The organism is Streptomyces sp. NPDC015131 (genome assembly GCF_043079975.1).
Classification (GTDB): Bacteria; Actinomycetota; Actinomycetes; order Streptomycetales; family Streptomycetaceae; genus Streptomyces.
Genome location: NZ_JBIBVB010000007.1, coordinates 294,253 through 306,625, shown reverse-complemented (window position 1 = coordinate 306,625; position 12,373 = coordinate 294,253). Strand labels below are relative to the sequence as shown.

The following is a 12,373-nucleotide window of genomic DNA, read 5'->3' as shown; positions in this document are numbered from 1 at the left end:
TCGGGCACTGCGATGGTACCGAGCCGCCCGGCCCGCCCGCGAAACGGTTTCCCCCGCTCCGGTGCTCAGTCCCCCGGCCCGGCCGCCTCCCCGAAGAAGCCGGGGTTCTCGTGGAGGGACTTCATCAGCCGGTCCCGTTCCGCCTCGTCCACCTGCACGGGTACGACCCCGGAGGCGTCGGTCAGCCGGCGGAAGCCGCCCCGGCTCTCCAGCCGGCCCGCCACCCTGATGGGCAGCCCCACCAGGTGGGCGGCGCCCGCCGTGCGGTACGACTCCTCGTCCAGCGCCACCCGTACGTGGGGCACCTCCGCTCCGGCCAGCACCCGCAGCCGCACGGTGCCCGCCCCGCGCGGGCCCGACCGGCGCATCCGCACCACGGTCCCGGTGATCCGCACCGGCACCGACGGCTCGTCCTGGAGGTAGCGGGCGCCCGCCTCCCGCAGCGCGGGCAGGTCGCCCGGCGAGAACTCCACCGGCTCGGGCCGGGCCGCGCACCCCTCTGGGACGCCCGCGGCGGGCGCCCACGCCAGGGCGATCCGGGCCCCTTCCGCACCGCGCACGAGAGAGACGAGCGCCTCGGTCAGCTCCCGGCTCACCCCCGCCTCGACGGCGGCCGCGAACGCCTCAGGCCGCCCGGTGGCCCGCTGGTAGTCGACGGCCTCGCGGGCGGCGAACAGCGCGTGGTAGAGCCGGACGGTGACCGCCCGGCCGGGCTCGGCCGGGACGAACGCGGTGAGCCCCCGCCCGCTCTGCGCGGTGCCGACCAGGACGCCCTCCAGCGCCGCCTGGGCCTGCCTGCGGTGCCGGGCGCCGTGGTAGCCGGCACGGCCCCGCACGGCGAGGGCGCCCGCCAGCAGGACCTGCCGGGCGGCGGAGCGCAGCCGTTCCTGCGCGGCCCAGGTGGCGGCCCCGGACGGGCCGGGCGGGACGTCCCGCCACCAGCGGACCTCGTCGCTGGGCACGGTCAGCCCGACGAGGACCTCCCGCGCGGACGGCGCGGCGCAGCGGGCCAGCGCGGTGAGGGCCTCCCCGACCAGGTCCTCGCAGTCGGGGAAGGCGCGGCTCTCGGGGACCAGGAGGCTGGTGGGCCCGGCGCCCGGGCCGGGCGGGGTCCAGCGCCCGTAGCGCCCGGCGACCCCGCCGCGCCGCCGCCAGCCGTGCCGGTCCAGCAGGGCGCCGAGGACCCGGGGGTCGACGTGGGAGGGGTCGGGCGCGGCGGGCGCGCCGGGGCCGAGGGGGTCGGGCGGGGTCACGGGGTGCGGCCGCATGGGCTCGTCGACTGGCCGGTGCATCAGGGTCTTCCTCCCGCCCCGACCCGGGTCATGATCTCGCAGAGCGCCCGGTCGTCGAATATCCGGTTGGTGGGGATGCGCACGGTGGTGCGGCGCCGGCCGGTGACCGGATGGCCCGCGAGGTTGGTCCAGTAGCAGCAGTGGCGCAGGTCGAGCCGGTCGTGGCCGGCGCGCAGCCATTCGTCCCGGGTCCGGGGGACGATCATCACGACCAGGATCTTGTGCACGGCGACGGGGGTGCGGGCCAGCTTCGCCAGGTGGTCGTTGTCGAGGACGAAGGAGAACGCGGGCCCCGGCGGGCGCGGCGCGATCTGGTACGTGCACTTGAGCTGCACCTTGATGGTGACCTCGTCGTCGACGGTGTGCCCGGGGGCGCTGTGGCTGACGTGCCAGTCGATGCCGTTGTCCGGAAAGGGCTGGGAGAGCGAGCAGCCGGCCGCGGCGGCGACCGCGTGGAGGTAGCCCACCTGGAGGGTCTCCATACAGGCGGTGGTGGCGAGCGCGCCCCGCCGCGGTGCGGCCTGCTGGGGCATCAGCCCACCGGGTTCGGGCTGTGTGAGCGCCATGGCTCCCCATGCCTTCCGGACCGGCGACGGGGCGTCAGCTCGACGTCCCCACACCTGTGTTGTCACCACCCTGCGTACGGTGCAAACAGGGCGGGTATCACCGTTCCGGGCAGGGGATCACGCCATCTGCCGGGCACGCGCGAGGAGTTCGGACCATGACGCTCTGGTACGAGGGGCCCCTGGCCGCATTCGACACGGAGACCACGGGAGTTGACGTCGAGGAGGACCGCATCGTGTCGGCCGCCGTCGTCGTCCAGGACGCGCCGGGCGGGCGGGTCAGGTCCACCCGCTGGCTGGTGAATCCGGGCATACCGGTGCCCGCCGCCGCGACGGACGTCCACGGCCTGACGGACGATCACCTGCGGCGCAACGGCCGCTGGCCGTCGCCCGTGATGGAGGAGATAGCCCGGCAGCTTGCCGAGCACTGCGCGGCGGGGCGCCCGCTGGTGGTGATGAACGCGCCGTTCGACCTGACCCTCCTGGACCGGGAGCTGCGCCGGCACCGCGCCTCGTCGCTGTCGCGCTACCTCCAGAACGCCCCGCTGTGCGTGCTGGATCCGCGGGTGCTGGACAAGCACCTCGACCGGTACCGCAAGGGCCGGCGCACGCTGACCGACCTGTGCGCGCAGTACGAGGTGCCGCTGGACGGCGCGCACGACGCGGCGGCGGACGCGATGGCGGCGCTGGAGGTGGTCCGCGCGGTGGGGCGGCGGTTCGCGGCCCGGCTGGAACGGCTGTCCCCGGCGGAGCTGCACGCGCTGCAGGCGGTGTGGCACGCGGCCCAGGCGCGGGGCCTGCAGGCGTGGTTCGCACGCAACGGCTCGGAGGAGGCGGTGGACCCGGCGTGGCCGCTGCGCCCGGAGCTGCGGGCGGCGGCGTAGCACGACGGGAGAGGGCGGCGCGGGGACGGAAAAGGGCGCGGGGACGGGAAAAGGCGAAGGCCGGTCCGTCGATGACGGACCGGCCTTTCCCCGGTGGGCGATACTGGGTTCGAACCAGTGACCTCTTCGGTGTGAACGAAGCGCTCTCCCACTGAGCTAATCGCCCGGGAACGGACTGAACCATACAGGTGCGGTCCCGGTTCCTTCAAACCGTATCCAGGTACGCGACCAGTCCCCGGCGCCCGGCGCGCATCATCCAGGCGTGGTTGGCGGTGAACAGGGGCCGGCCGGGCAGGGCGAGGCGCCGCAGCAGGGGCCGCCGCACGACGACCTGCTGGTCGTAGCGGGCGCGGGTGCGGCCCTGGGCGGGCGAGGTCAGCGTCCAGCGGGCCCACCCCTCGATGTCGCCGCCGAGCGCGGACTCCAGCACGCCCGCCCCGGGGTCGCGGGGGACCTCGGTCACGGTGACGGTGAGGTCGAGCGGGAGGAAGGAGCGGATGCGGGCGGTGCCGCTGTGCGCGTCGAGCCGGGTGGCCTCGCGGACTTGCGGCCACCAGGAGGGGTACTGGTCCGGCCGCCCGAGGACCGCCCGGACGATGCCGGGCGGGGCGGGCAGGTCCCAGACGCTGCGGAAGCGGAAACGGTAGGGGTCCATGCTCCGAGTCTGCGCGCCCGGCGCGTACTCATGTGCGACTGAGTACCGGCGCTCATGTCGCGGAATGTGGGCCGGGCCACACTCCGCATCATGAACAAGGTGCCGCCACCGGCCGAGGAGCTGGTGATCCTCGATCGCGAACTCGCCCGACTCGACGCGCGCCGCGCGCACTTGCTGGCCCGCAGGGCGTGGCTGGTGAGTGTGGCGTACGCGCCCGCCGCCGCGCCGCGCCCGGCCGGGGCCCCGGCCGCGGAGACCACGCCGCGCGGCGCGCAGAACGTGCTGCTGACGCTGGGCGGGGTGCTGCTGGGCGTGGCCGCGGTCGCCTTCACCCTGGTGAGCTGGGGGCGGATGGGCATCGCGGGCCGTTCGGCGGTGCTCGCCGTGGTGACGGCCGCGGTGCTGGCCGCGCCGGTGCTCCTGCTGCGCCGGCGGCTGGCCTCGACGGCGGAGGCGGTCGCGGCGGTGGGGCTGCTGCTGACGGTGCTGGACGCGTACGCCGTGTACCGGGTGGCCGCGCCGGGCGCGGACGCGGCGGCGTACGCGGCGGTCGCCTCGGCGGTCCTGGCGGCGCTGTGGGCGGGGTACGGCGCCGTGGCCGGCGGGCTGCGGGTGCCGCTGCCGGCCGCGGTGGTGGCCGCCCAACTGCCGCTGCCGCTGGGGGCGGTGGCGGCGGGCGCGGATGCGCTCGGGGTCTGCTGGGCGCTGCTGGCGACGGCCGCGCTCGACGTGGCGCTGGCCCCGGCGGCCCGCCCCGGGACCGGCGTGGGGCTCGCGGCCCGGGTGTCGGCGTGGGTGACGGGCGGCTGGGCGGTGGCCGTCGCGGTCGGGTTCTCCGTGGTGGAGGGCGGAGCCGGGGCGGCCGTGCTGCTGCTGGTGGCGGCGGGGGTCGCGCTGTACGGAGCGTGGCGCGCGCCGGCCGGCGGCCACCAAGCGGGGGCGGTCGCCGGGGCGGTGGTGACCGGGCTGGCGGCGGTGGCCGGTGGCGGCGGGCTGCTGCGCGAGGCGGTGCCGGGGGCGTGGGCGGTGCCCGCGTATGTGCTCGCCGCTGTGGCGGTGGGGGCTCCGGCGGTACGCGGCGGGGTGCCGCGTGCGGTGCGGTGGGGCCTCGCGGGGGCGTCGGCGGGAGTGCAGGCCCTGGCGGTGGTGTGGGCGCTGGCCCCGGTGGTGGGGGCGCTGGTAGGCATTCGCCCGGGTGTGCCGTGGGCGGCGGTGGCGGTGACCGTGACGGTGGCCGCGGTGCTGGCGGCGCTGCCGTTCCCCGCCGCCCGCGGCGGGGCGCTCGGCCTGGCGTGGGTGACGGCGGCGGCCCTGCCGGAGGCGCTGTCCCTGCCGTACGGGGCGACGGCGGTGGCCCACCTGGTGCTGACGGCCGCGTTCCTGGCGCTGCTGGTGCGCCCCGCGGCGGTGGCGGTCCGGCTGCCCGCCCCGGAGGCGGCGCGGGAGGTGCTCGGGCAGGTCGCCCTGGGCGGGGCGCTGGCGGGCGCGGTGCTGGCGGCCGGGGACGCGTGGCGCACGGACGTCGCGGCGGTCGCCGTGTCCGGGGTGCTGGTGGCGCTGTTCGCGGGCGCGGCGGTCCTCGGGGCGGGCCTCGGCCGGACCGTGGCGGCGTGTGCCGCGGTGGTGGCCGCGACCGGGCTGGCCGGTGGCGTGGCGGCGGTGCTGGACCTGTCCCCGCACACGACCGGTCTGGCGCTGCTGGTGGTGCCGGCGGCCACGGCGGCGGCCGGGGCGGGGCTGCGGCGCCACCCGGTGGCCCTCCCGGTGGAGCTGACGGGTGCGGCGGCCGGGGCCCTGGCGCTCTGGTGCGCGTCCGCCCGCCCCGGGACGGCGGCGCTGGTGCTCGCCCTCGGCGGGGTCGTGGCGGCGGCCACGGCGGTACGCCCGGAGCGGCGCCCGGCCGCCGGGTACGCGGCCACCGCCCTGTTCGTGGCGGCGGCCTGGGTGCGGCTGGCCGCCTCGGGGGTGGCCGCCCCGGAGGCGTACACGCTGCCGGTGACGGTGCCCGCGCTGGTGGTGGGCGCGGTGCGCCGGCGCCGCGACCCGGGGGCGTCGTCGTGGACGGCGTACGGCCCGGGGCTGGGCGCCACGCTGGTACCGAGCCTGTGGGCGGCGTGGGGCGACGCGGGGTGGACCCGGCCGCTGCTGCTGGGGCTCGCGGCCCTGGCCGTCACACTGGCGGGCGCCCGGCTGCGGCTGCGGGCTCCGCTGCTGCTGGGCGGCGCGGTGCTGGCCCTGGTGGCGCTGCACGAGCTGGCGCCGTACGTGGCCCAGGCGGTCGGGGCGCTGCCCCGCTGGCTGCCGCCGGCGCTGGCCGGGCTGCTGCTGCTGGCGCTGGGCGCGACGTACGAGCAGCGGCTGCGGGACGCCCGGCGGCTGCGCGAGACCCTGGGGCGGATGCGCTGAGCACGCCGAAGGCCCCGGAGACGGTGTCTCCGGGGCCTTCGGTCCGGGTGGTGGGCGATACTGGGTTCGAACCAGTGACCTCTTCGGTGTGAACGAAGCGCTCTCCCACTGAGCTAATCGCCCGGGCGCACGGCAAACATTACCGCATGTCAGGGCGTGCCCCGACCACCCGGTGCGGCTCGCGCCGCTCCCCCGCCGGGGTCACTGCCGGTCGAGGTCCCACGGCAGGGTCATGCCGTACTTCCACAGGTAGATGCCGGCCAGCGCCGCCATGATCACCAGGCCGGTGGTGGTGAGGATGATGTTGCGCCGCCGCACCTTGGGGTCGAGTGCGCGCTGTGCCGCCTCGGTCACCTTCCGCTTGGTCCAGCGCAGCACCAGCTGGGCCCAGACGAACTCGGTCGCCCAGATCGCCATGCCACCGAAGATCACCACCCAGCCCGGTCCCGGCAGGACCAGCATCGCGGCGCCCGCGGCCACCACCGCGAGGCCGACGACGAAGACGCCGACCTGCCAGCTCAGGTGGAGCGTCCTGCGTGCCTTGATGAAGTCGGGCGCCCGGGAACCGAGCACCGGTTCGGCGGCGGCCCCTTCCGTCACGTCCCCCGTTGCGGGTGGGGTGGCCGCCGGTCCGGCGACCTTCTCCCGCTCGTCACTCTCCGCGTTCATGGGCCCAACCTACCCGACGCGACACCGGCACTGGAATGGCCGCATAACGGCCGCTTGAACACCGCCATACGGGGGACCTGAAGGGCCACAAAACAGACAGAGGGGTTTACAACGGCACCGTAGGTGGCATGTCGATTTCGCCGACGTGCGAATCCCCGAGCGCACACTGAGCGAAAGGCCCTGGCGCTTATGAACACCACGGTCAGCTGCGAGCTGCACCTGCGCCTCGTTGTATCCAGCGAGTCCTCACTGCCTGTACCGGCGGGCCTGCGGTATGACACGGCCGATCCCTACGCCGTGCACGCCACCTTCCACACCGGAGCCGAGGAGACGGTCGAGTGGGTCTTCGCCCGCGATCTTCTCGCCGAAGGGCTCCACCGCCCCACAGGCACCGGCGACGTCAGAGTCTGGCCGTCCCGCAGCCACGGTCAGGGCGTCGTCTGCATCGCGCTGAGCTCCCCGGAGGGCGAAGCCCTGCTCGAGGCCCCGGCGCGGGCCCTGGAGTCGTTCCTGAAGCGGACCGACGCCGCGGTGCCGCCCGGCACCGAGCACCGTCACTTCGACCTCGACACGGAGCTCTCGCACATCCTGGCCGAGAGCTAGGGCCAGACCGAGAGCCGCACGGCGCCGTCCGACTCGGGGCGACGGCGCCGCGCGAACAGCGCGTACGGCCGTGAGCGGCCGGACACGGCGAAGCACCGGCGCCGTCCCGCGGAACCCACCGCGGCGACGGCGCCGCTGCGTTTTCCGGCCGTCCGCAGGGCCCCCGCAGGGCCCCCCGAGGCACACGGCCGGGGCGGCGGGAGGACGAGCGGCTAGAGTCGGCGCACATCCGGCGGGCGCCCGCCCGCGACAGGCCAGGGAGCGAATCGTGCTGATCCCCCACGACACCCGGATCGCGCTCGACACCGTCGTCGATCTGCTGAACACCGCGCCCGAGGGCGGCGGCGGCGACGGGCTCGCGGACGTCGCGGCGCTGTACGCCTTCGTACGGGACCACGACGTCAGCGGCGTCGGTGACCTCGGCGAGCGGGATCTGCGGGCCGTACGCGAGGTGCGAAACCGATTCACCGAGGTCTTCTCGGCGACCGACGCGCGGACGGCGGCCGAGCTGATCAACCAGCTGGTGGCCGCCGCGGGAACCACCCCGCAGCTCACCGACCACGACGGCTACGACTGGCATGTGCACTACTTCGCGCCGGGCGCCTCGGTGGCCGACCACCTGGCCGCGGACTGCGGGATGGCGCTGGCCTTCATCGTGGTCGCGGGCGAGCAGGACCGGCTGCGCCACTGCGAGGCACCGGACTGCGGACGGGCCTTCGTCGACCTGTCGCGCAACCGCTCCCGCCGTTACTGCGACAGCCGCACCTGCGGCAACCGTCTGCACGTCGCGGCGTACCGGGCCCGCCGCAAGGAGGCGGCGACCGGCTGAGCCGGCACCGGCGCGCCCGTCCCGCTCACAGGACGAACAGGTCGTGCACGGCGCCCATCAGCAGCAGGCAGCCGATCACGGCCAGGAAGATCATCAACGGGGGCTGGGAGATCGCGAACAGGCATCCGCGGCGCTCCTCGGCGGTCGTGCGGTGGACGTGGGCATCGTTGGCGGCGGGGGAGGACTCCCGCGAGGTCTCGAGCATCTCGGCCCGATGATGACGCAGCCGGAGATCGCGTCAACCCCGAACCCGGGGGAACGGCAGGGGAGTTCACCCCTTCCCGTGGGTTTCGGGCCGTTTCCCCGCGCGGCGGACCGCCGCCGTGCTTGGCCCCGCGCGCCGCTCGCTCAGATGCCGTGCTTCTTGAGGATCGCCTCGATGTCGCTGAAGTCGTCGGCCGGCTGCCCGGCGCCGCCGGCGGCCCTCCCCGGCTTCGCCGCGGGGCGCTGCCCGGCCCCCAGCGACGGCGCGGACGCGCCCGGCTCCACGACGTCGCCACCCTTGCGGCCCTTGCGGCGGCCGGTGCCCTCCCGGGTGCCGCCGCCCCGCCGCCGCTCGACCGCCCGTGTGGTCATGAACAGCGCCCAGGACACCCCCAGCACCCCGAAGCCGGCCCACGCCACCGGGCTGAAGGCCGTCTCGGCCAGCCACTCCACGGCGCCCGTCATCACCAGCCCCAGCGGGACCAGCGCGTAGGCGGCGATCCTGGCGGCGGCCAGGAACCTCCTGCGGTACGCGGTGATCGCCGCGATGCCCAGCCCCGCGGCGGACACGGCGGAGCAGATCGTCTCGGCAAGCATCCGGTCCTCCAGCGGGCTCGGGGCGATACGTCCCTTCCATCCTGCACCGCGCGGCCCCGCCGGGGCCATGGATCTCCGGGACATCTCCGGGGCCGCCTCCTCCCCAGGTCCCGGTTGGGGCGCCCGCCGCCGGGCTGGAAGACTGGGCCCATGACTGACCCCACCCCCTCGCGCACCGACCTGCCCGTCGTCCTGGACGTCTGGTGCGACCTCCAGTGCCCCGACTGCCACGCCGCCCTGGCGGACGTGCACGCGCTGCGGGAGCGGTACGGCGACCGCCTGGAGGTGCGGCTGCGGCACTTCCCGCTGGAGAAGAACAAGCACGCGTACGCCGCTGCCCAGGCCGCCGAGGAGGCCGCCGCGCAGGGCGTGGACTGGCCGTACGCCGAGGCGCTGCTGGCCAGGACGGCGGAGCTGGGCACGCGGGGCGAGAGCGTCCTGCTCGACACCGCCCGCGAACTGGGCCTGGACGCCGAGGAGTTCGACACCGCCCTGATCGACGGCCGGCACCTGCTGATCGTGGACGCCGACCAGGCGGAGGGCAAGGCCATCGGCGTCACCGGCACCCCGACGTACGTGATCGGCGGCGAGCGCCTCGACGGCGGCAAGAGCCAGGAAGGACTGCGCGAGCGCATCGAGGAGATCGCCGACCGCCTGCAGGCCGACCCGGGCGGCCTCCTCTGACGCCCCTCACAGCAGCGGCTTGAAGCTGTGCACGCAGGTCGTCCGGTAACCGAGCGACTCGTAGAGCCGGACGGCGGCGGTGTTGTCGTCGAACACGTGCAGCCCGATCCGCCGCTCCCCCGCCTCCAGGGCGATCCGCTCGGCGAACAGCATCAGGACCCGCCCGTACCCCCGGCCGCGCTGGTCCTCGGCGACCTTGATGTCGTACACGTACGCGGCCCGCTCGCCGGTGGGCAGCTCCGTCCGGCCGGTCCACAGGTGCCCGGCGACCGCGCCGTCCCGTACGGCGACGTGGAACGCGGCGCCCTCGGTGGCGAGCCCGTCGGGCAGATGGGCGCGGTGGCTCGCCTCGGCCCTGGCGAGGGCCTGCTCCTCCGGCACGCCCCGGGCGGCCCAGGACCGGGCGTACGTCCGGGTGGCCCCGCTCTCCCACTGCCGGTACTCGGCCTCGGTCATGGGCCGGACGTCCAGGTCCGCGGGCGGTGCGGGCGGCGGGTCCGCCGGCTCCTTGACCATGGTGCGGCTGCGGTCGGTGTAGCCGAGGGCGGCCGCCAGGCGGCGGGCGGCCACCGCTTCGGCGGGGACGGAGACGGTGACCTGGTCGCAGCCCCAGCCGCGCAGCACCTCCTCGGCGGCGAGCGCGGCGACCGTGCCCCGGCCGCGCCGCCGGTCCGGCTCGTCGATGCGCAGCGACCGGATCACCCCGGTCGCGCCCGGGCCGCGCCCGGGGAGGGTGCCGAGCTGGACGACACCCACGCGGCGGCTGTTCACACAGACGTCGTAGCCGCGCGAGCGTGCGCCGTCGGGGGTCTGGTGGAGCGGCCCGGACGGCCGCAGGGTGGTGGTCATCGCCCCTGTTCTACCCACCCGGCGGCCGTCGCCTCACATCTGGGCGGCGCGCTCCGCGAAGATCCGCATGGCCTTGGCGGTGACCGGGCCGGGGGCGCCGGGCAGCTCGCGCCCGTCCACCCGGTGCACGGCCTGGACGTCGCGGAGGGTGGAGGTCAGGAAGATCTCGTCGGCCCGCTCCAGGACGTCCAGCGGCAGGTCGGTCTCGTGGGCGCCCGTCCACTCCACGGTCAGGGCGCGGGTGATGCCGGCCAGGCAGCCGGAGGCCAGGGGCGGGGTGTGCAGCTGTCCGTCGAGGACGACGAAGACGTTGGACCCGGTGCCCTCGCACAGCCGCCCGGCCGTGTTGCCGAAGAGGGCCTCGCTGGCGTCCTGTTCGTGCGCCCGGGCGAGGGCGACGACGTTCTCCGCGTACGAGGTGGACTTCAGGCCCGCCAGGGCGCCGCGCTCGTTGCGGGTCCAGGGGACGGTGACCACGGCGGTGGTGTCGGGGCGGCGGGAGGTCTCCCCCAGGGCCACGACCAGGGTCGGTCCGGCGTCGCCCCGGTCGGAGCCGAGGGGCGAGAGCCCTCCGGTGTACGTGATGCGGAGGCGGCCCAGCGGCATCGGGTTGGCGTCCAGCACGGCGGCGCAGGCCCGGCGGACCTCGTCGAGGTCGGGTGCGGGCAGGCCGAGGCCCCGGGCGGAGCGGGTGAGGCGGTCGAGGTGGGGCTCCAGCGCGAAGGGCCGGCCGTCCACCGCCTTGATCGTCTCGAAGATGCCGTCGCCCACGGTCAGGCCGTGATCCAGGACGGAGACCCTGGCGGTCTCCGCGTCGTGCAGCCCGCCGTTGACCCACAGCTTCTTCATGTCGTGATGGTCCTTCCGCTCGCCTCGTACGCCCCCGACGCTACAGCGAGCAGCCGGGACGCCTTCAGTTCGGTCTCGGCCCACTCGCGCTCGGGGTCGGAGCCCCAGGTGATGCCCGCGCCGGTGCCGAAGCGCAGGACGCCGCCGCCCTCGGCGCGGTCGATCCAGAACGTCCGTATGCCGACGGCCAGGGCGGCGGTGCGGCGGTCGGCGTCGACCCATCCGACGCCGCCGCAGTAGGGCCCCCGGGGCGCGGTCTCCAGCGCGTCGATGATCCGCAGCGCGCTGGACTTCGGCGCGCCGGTGACCGATCCGGGCGGGAAGGTGGCGGCGAGGAGGCCGGCCCAGCCCGCTCCCCCGGCCAGTTCGCCGCGCACGGTGGAGACGAGGTGGACCAGTCCGGGGTGCGGCTCGACGGCGCACAGCTCGGGGACGGTGACGGACCCGGTGGCGCAGACCCGGCCGAGGTCGTTGCGGACGAGGTCGACGATCATCACGTTCTCGGCGCGGTCCTTCTCCAGCAGGTCCTGTGCGGTCCTGCCGGTGCCCTTGATGGGGCCGGACTCCACGGTGGAGCCGTCGCGCCGCAGGTACAGCTCGGGCGAGGCGGTGGCGATCTCCACGCCGTGGGCGGGCAGACGAATCGTTCCGGCGAAGGGGGCCGGGTTGCCCCGGGCCAGCAGCGCGGTGAGCGCGTCCACGTCGGCGGCCGGGTCGGGCAGCGGCGCGGAGAGCACCCGGCACAGGTTCGCCTGGTAGACCTCCCCGGCCGCGATGTGCTCCCGGATCCTGCGTACGCCCGCCGTGTACGCCTCGCGGTCGAGCGACGACGTCCAGTCGCCGGCGGCGGGTCCTCGCCAGGCGCCGGGCACGGGCGCGGGCACCGGCGAGGGACGCACGTCCCCGAAGCGTGCGCAGGTCAGGCCGCCTTCGAAGTCCGCGCAGACGGCCCAGAAGCCCGTCGAGTCCAGGGCCTCGGGGTCGCTGGTGACGTCCCGCAGGTCGGTTGCGAGGAGGCCGCCGAAGCGGGCCAGAGGAGCGTGGTCGTGCACGGGTGCGAGTCTATGGCGGGAGCGCACCGGACGGCGCGGAGCGGGGTCAAGGCAGCACGCTGGGCAAACGCGTTTTTGTGCTGGCCCGGGAATCCGCTAGAGTTCAACACGTCGCCGGGACGCGGAAGCGGGCCGGAAACGACAAGCGGACGTGGCTCAGTTGGTAGAGCATCACCTTGCCAAGGTGAGGGTCGCGAGTTCGAATCTCGTCGTCCGCTCGACGTGGGGGATCTTCCC

General features: G+C 75.6%; 14 protein-coding genes and 3 tRNA genes. 6 read left to right on the top strand and 11 right to left on the bottom strand.

Translation table 11 applies throughout. The features are described 5' to 3' along the window. Nucleotides 1-65: 65 nt before the first annotated feature. A complete protein-coding gene (locus ACF08D_RS27085; RefSeq protein WP_392226095.1) occupies nt 66-1,292 on the bottom strand; it encodes a hypothetical protein in 1,227 nt (408 codons plus the stop codon). After that, nucleotides 1,292-1,858: a DUF4365 domain-containing protein gene (locus ACF08D_RS27080; protein WP_392226093.1), complete on the bottom strand. Its 567-nt coding sequence runs from the start codon at nt 1,856-1,858 to the stop codon at nt 1,292-1,294. Before ACF08D_RS27080 ends, ACF08D_RS27085 begins: the two co-directional genes overlap by 1 nt. A 155-nt stretch (nt 1,859-2,013) precedes the next feature. On the opposite strand from ACF08D_RS27080, the gene ACF08D_RS27075 reads away from it, so the two are divergent. Then, on the top strand, nt 2,014-2,739 hold the full coding sequence (locus ACF08D_RS27075; protein ID WP_392226091.1) for a 3'-5' exonuclease: 726 nt from the start codon (nt 2,014-2,016) through the stop codon (nt 2,737-2,739). Nucleotides 2,740-2,833: 94 nt separating this feature from the next. On the opposite strand, the gene ACF08D_RS27070 is transcribed toward ACF08D_RS27075, so the two are convergent. Together ACF08D_RS27070 and ACF08D_RS27065 are read right to left on the bottom strand one after the other, a co-directional pair. Then, a tRNA-Val gene (locus tag ACF08D_RS27070) sits at nt 2,834-2,905 on the bottom strand. Between the two features lie 39 nt (nt 2,906-2,944). After that, nucleotides 2,945-3,394, bottom strand: coding sequence for an SRPBCC family protein (locus tag ACF08D_RS27065; RefSeq protein ID WP_392226090.1), 450 nt, complete (start codon nt 3,392-3,394; stop codon nt 2,945-2,947). A 90-nt stretch (nt 3,395-3,484) separates the two neighbouring features. On the opposite strand from ACF08D_RS27065, the gene ACF08D_RS27060 reads away from it, so the two are divergent. After that, nucleotides 3,485-5,800 carry an SCO7613 C-terminal domain-containing membrane protein gene (locus tag ACF08D_RS27060; RefSeq protein ID WP_392226088.1) on the top strand — a complete coding sequence of 772 codons (2,316 nt, stop codon included), beginning with the start codon at nt 3,485-3,487 and terminating at the stop codon, nt 5,798-5,800. A 48-nt stretch (nt 5,801-5,848) separates the two neighbouring features. Here ACF08D_RS27060 and ACF08D_RS27055 read toward each other — a convergent pair. Both ACF08D_RS27055 and ACF08D_RS27050 read right to left on the bottom strand, forming a co-directional pair. Beyond that, a tRNA-Val gene (locus ACF08D_RS27055) sits at nt 5,849-5,923 on the bottom strand. Between the two features lie 78 nt (nt 5,924-6,001). Next, complete coding sequence (locus tag ACF08D_RS27050) at nt 6,002-6,469, bottom strand: TIGR02611 family protein (RefSeq protein WP_392226086.1); 468 nt, start codon at nt 6,467-6,469, stop codon at nt 6,002-6,004. Between the two features lie 189 nt (nt 6,470-6,658). On the opposite strand from ACF08D_RS27050, the gene ACF08D_RS27045 reads away from it, so the two are divergent. Then, nucleotides 6,659-7,072, top strand: a complete 414-nt coding sequence (locus tag ACF08D_RS27045; RefSeq protein ID WP_003959770.1) for an SsgA family sporulation/cell division regulator — start codon at nt 6,659-6,661, stop codon at nt 7,070-7,072. 268 nt (nt 7,073-7,340) lie between these two features. Beyond that, the gene (locus ACF08D_RS27040) at nt 7,341-7,901 is read left to right on the top strand and encodes a CGNR zinc finger domain-containing protein (protein ID WP_392226084.1); all 561 of its coding nucleotides are present in this window, start codon (nt 7,341-7,343) and stop codon (nt 7,899-7,901) included. A gap of 25 nt (nt 7,902-7,926) precedes the next feature. Here the strand turns inward: ACF08D_RS27040 and ACF08D_RS27035 are convergent, their stop codons facing one another. After that, nucleotides 7,927-8,106 (bottom strand): hypothetical protein, encoded by a 180-nt coding sequence (locus ACF08D_RS27035; protein WP_392226082.1) that lies wholly within the window; start codon nt 8,104-8,106, stop codon nt 7,927-7,929. A 143-nt stretch (nt 8,107-8,249) separates the two neighbouring features. Then, the gene (locus ACF08D_RS27030; protein WP_392226080.1) at nt 8,250-8,702 is read right to left on the bottom strand and encodes a hypothetical protein; all 453 of its coding nucleotides are present in this window, start codon (nt 8,700-8,702) and stop codon (nt 8,250-8,252) included. A 150-nt stretch (nt 8,703-8,852) separates the two neighbouring features. Here ACF08D_RS27030 and ACF08D_RS27025 point away from each other — a divergent pair, with 150 nt between their 5' ends. Beyond that, on the top strand, nt 8,853-9,386 hold the full coding sequence (locus ACF08D_RS27025) for a DsbA family protein (protein ID WP_392226078.1): 534 nt from the start codon (nt 8,853-8,855) through the stop codon (nt 9,384-9,386). Nucleotides 9,387-9,392: 6 nt separating this feature from the next. Here ACF08D_RS27025 and ACF08D_RS27020 read toward each other — a convergent pair whose 3' ends face one another. The 3 genes from ACF08D_RS27020 to ACF08D_RS27010 are packed head-to-tail and all read right to left on the bottom strand — an operon-like array spanning nt 9,393 to nt 12,136. Next, a complete protein-coding gene (locus ACF08D_RS27020) occupies nt 9,393-10,235 on the bottom strand; it encodes a GNAT family N-acetyltransferase (RefSeq protein ID WP_392226076.1) in 843 nt (280 codons plus the stop codon). A gap of 33 nt (nt 10,236-10,268) precedes the next feature. After that, nucleotides 10,269-11,084: an aminotransferase class IV gene (locus ACF08D_RS27015; protein ID WP_392226074.1), complete on the bottom strand. Its 816-nt coding sequence runs from the start codon at nt 11,082-11,084 to the stop codon at nt 10,269-10,271. Then, nucleotides 11,081-12,136, bottom strand: a complete 1,056-nt coding sequence (locus tag ACF08D_RS27010) for a chorismate-binding protein (RefSeq protein ID WP_392226072.1) — start codon at nt 12,134-12,136, stop codon at nt 11,081-11,083. Before ACF08D_RS27010 ends, ACF08D_RS27015 begins: the two co-directional genes overlap by 4 nt. 145 nt (nt 12,137-12,281) lie before the next feature. Between ACF08D_RS27010 and ACF08D_RS27005 the strand changes: the two genes are divergently transcribed. Continuing rightward, nucleotides 12,282-12,354 (top strand) — tRNA-Gly (locus ACF08D_RS27005). The last annotated feature ends 19 nt before the right edge of the window (nt 12,355-12,373 follow it).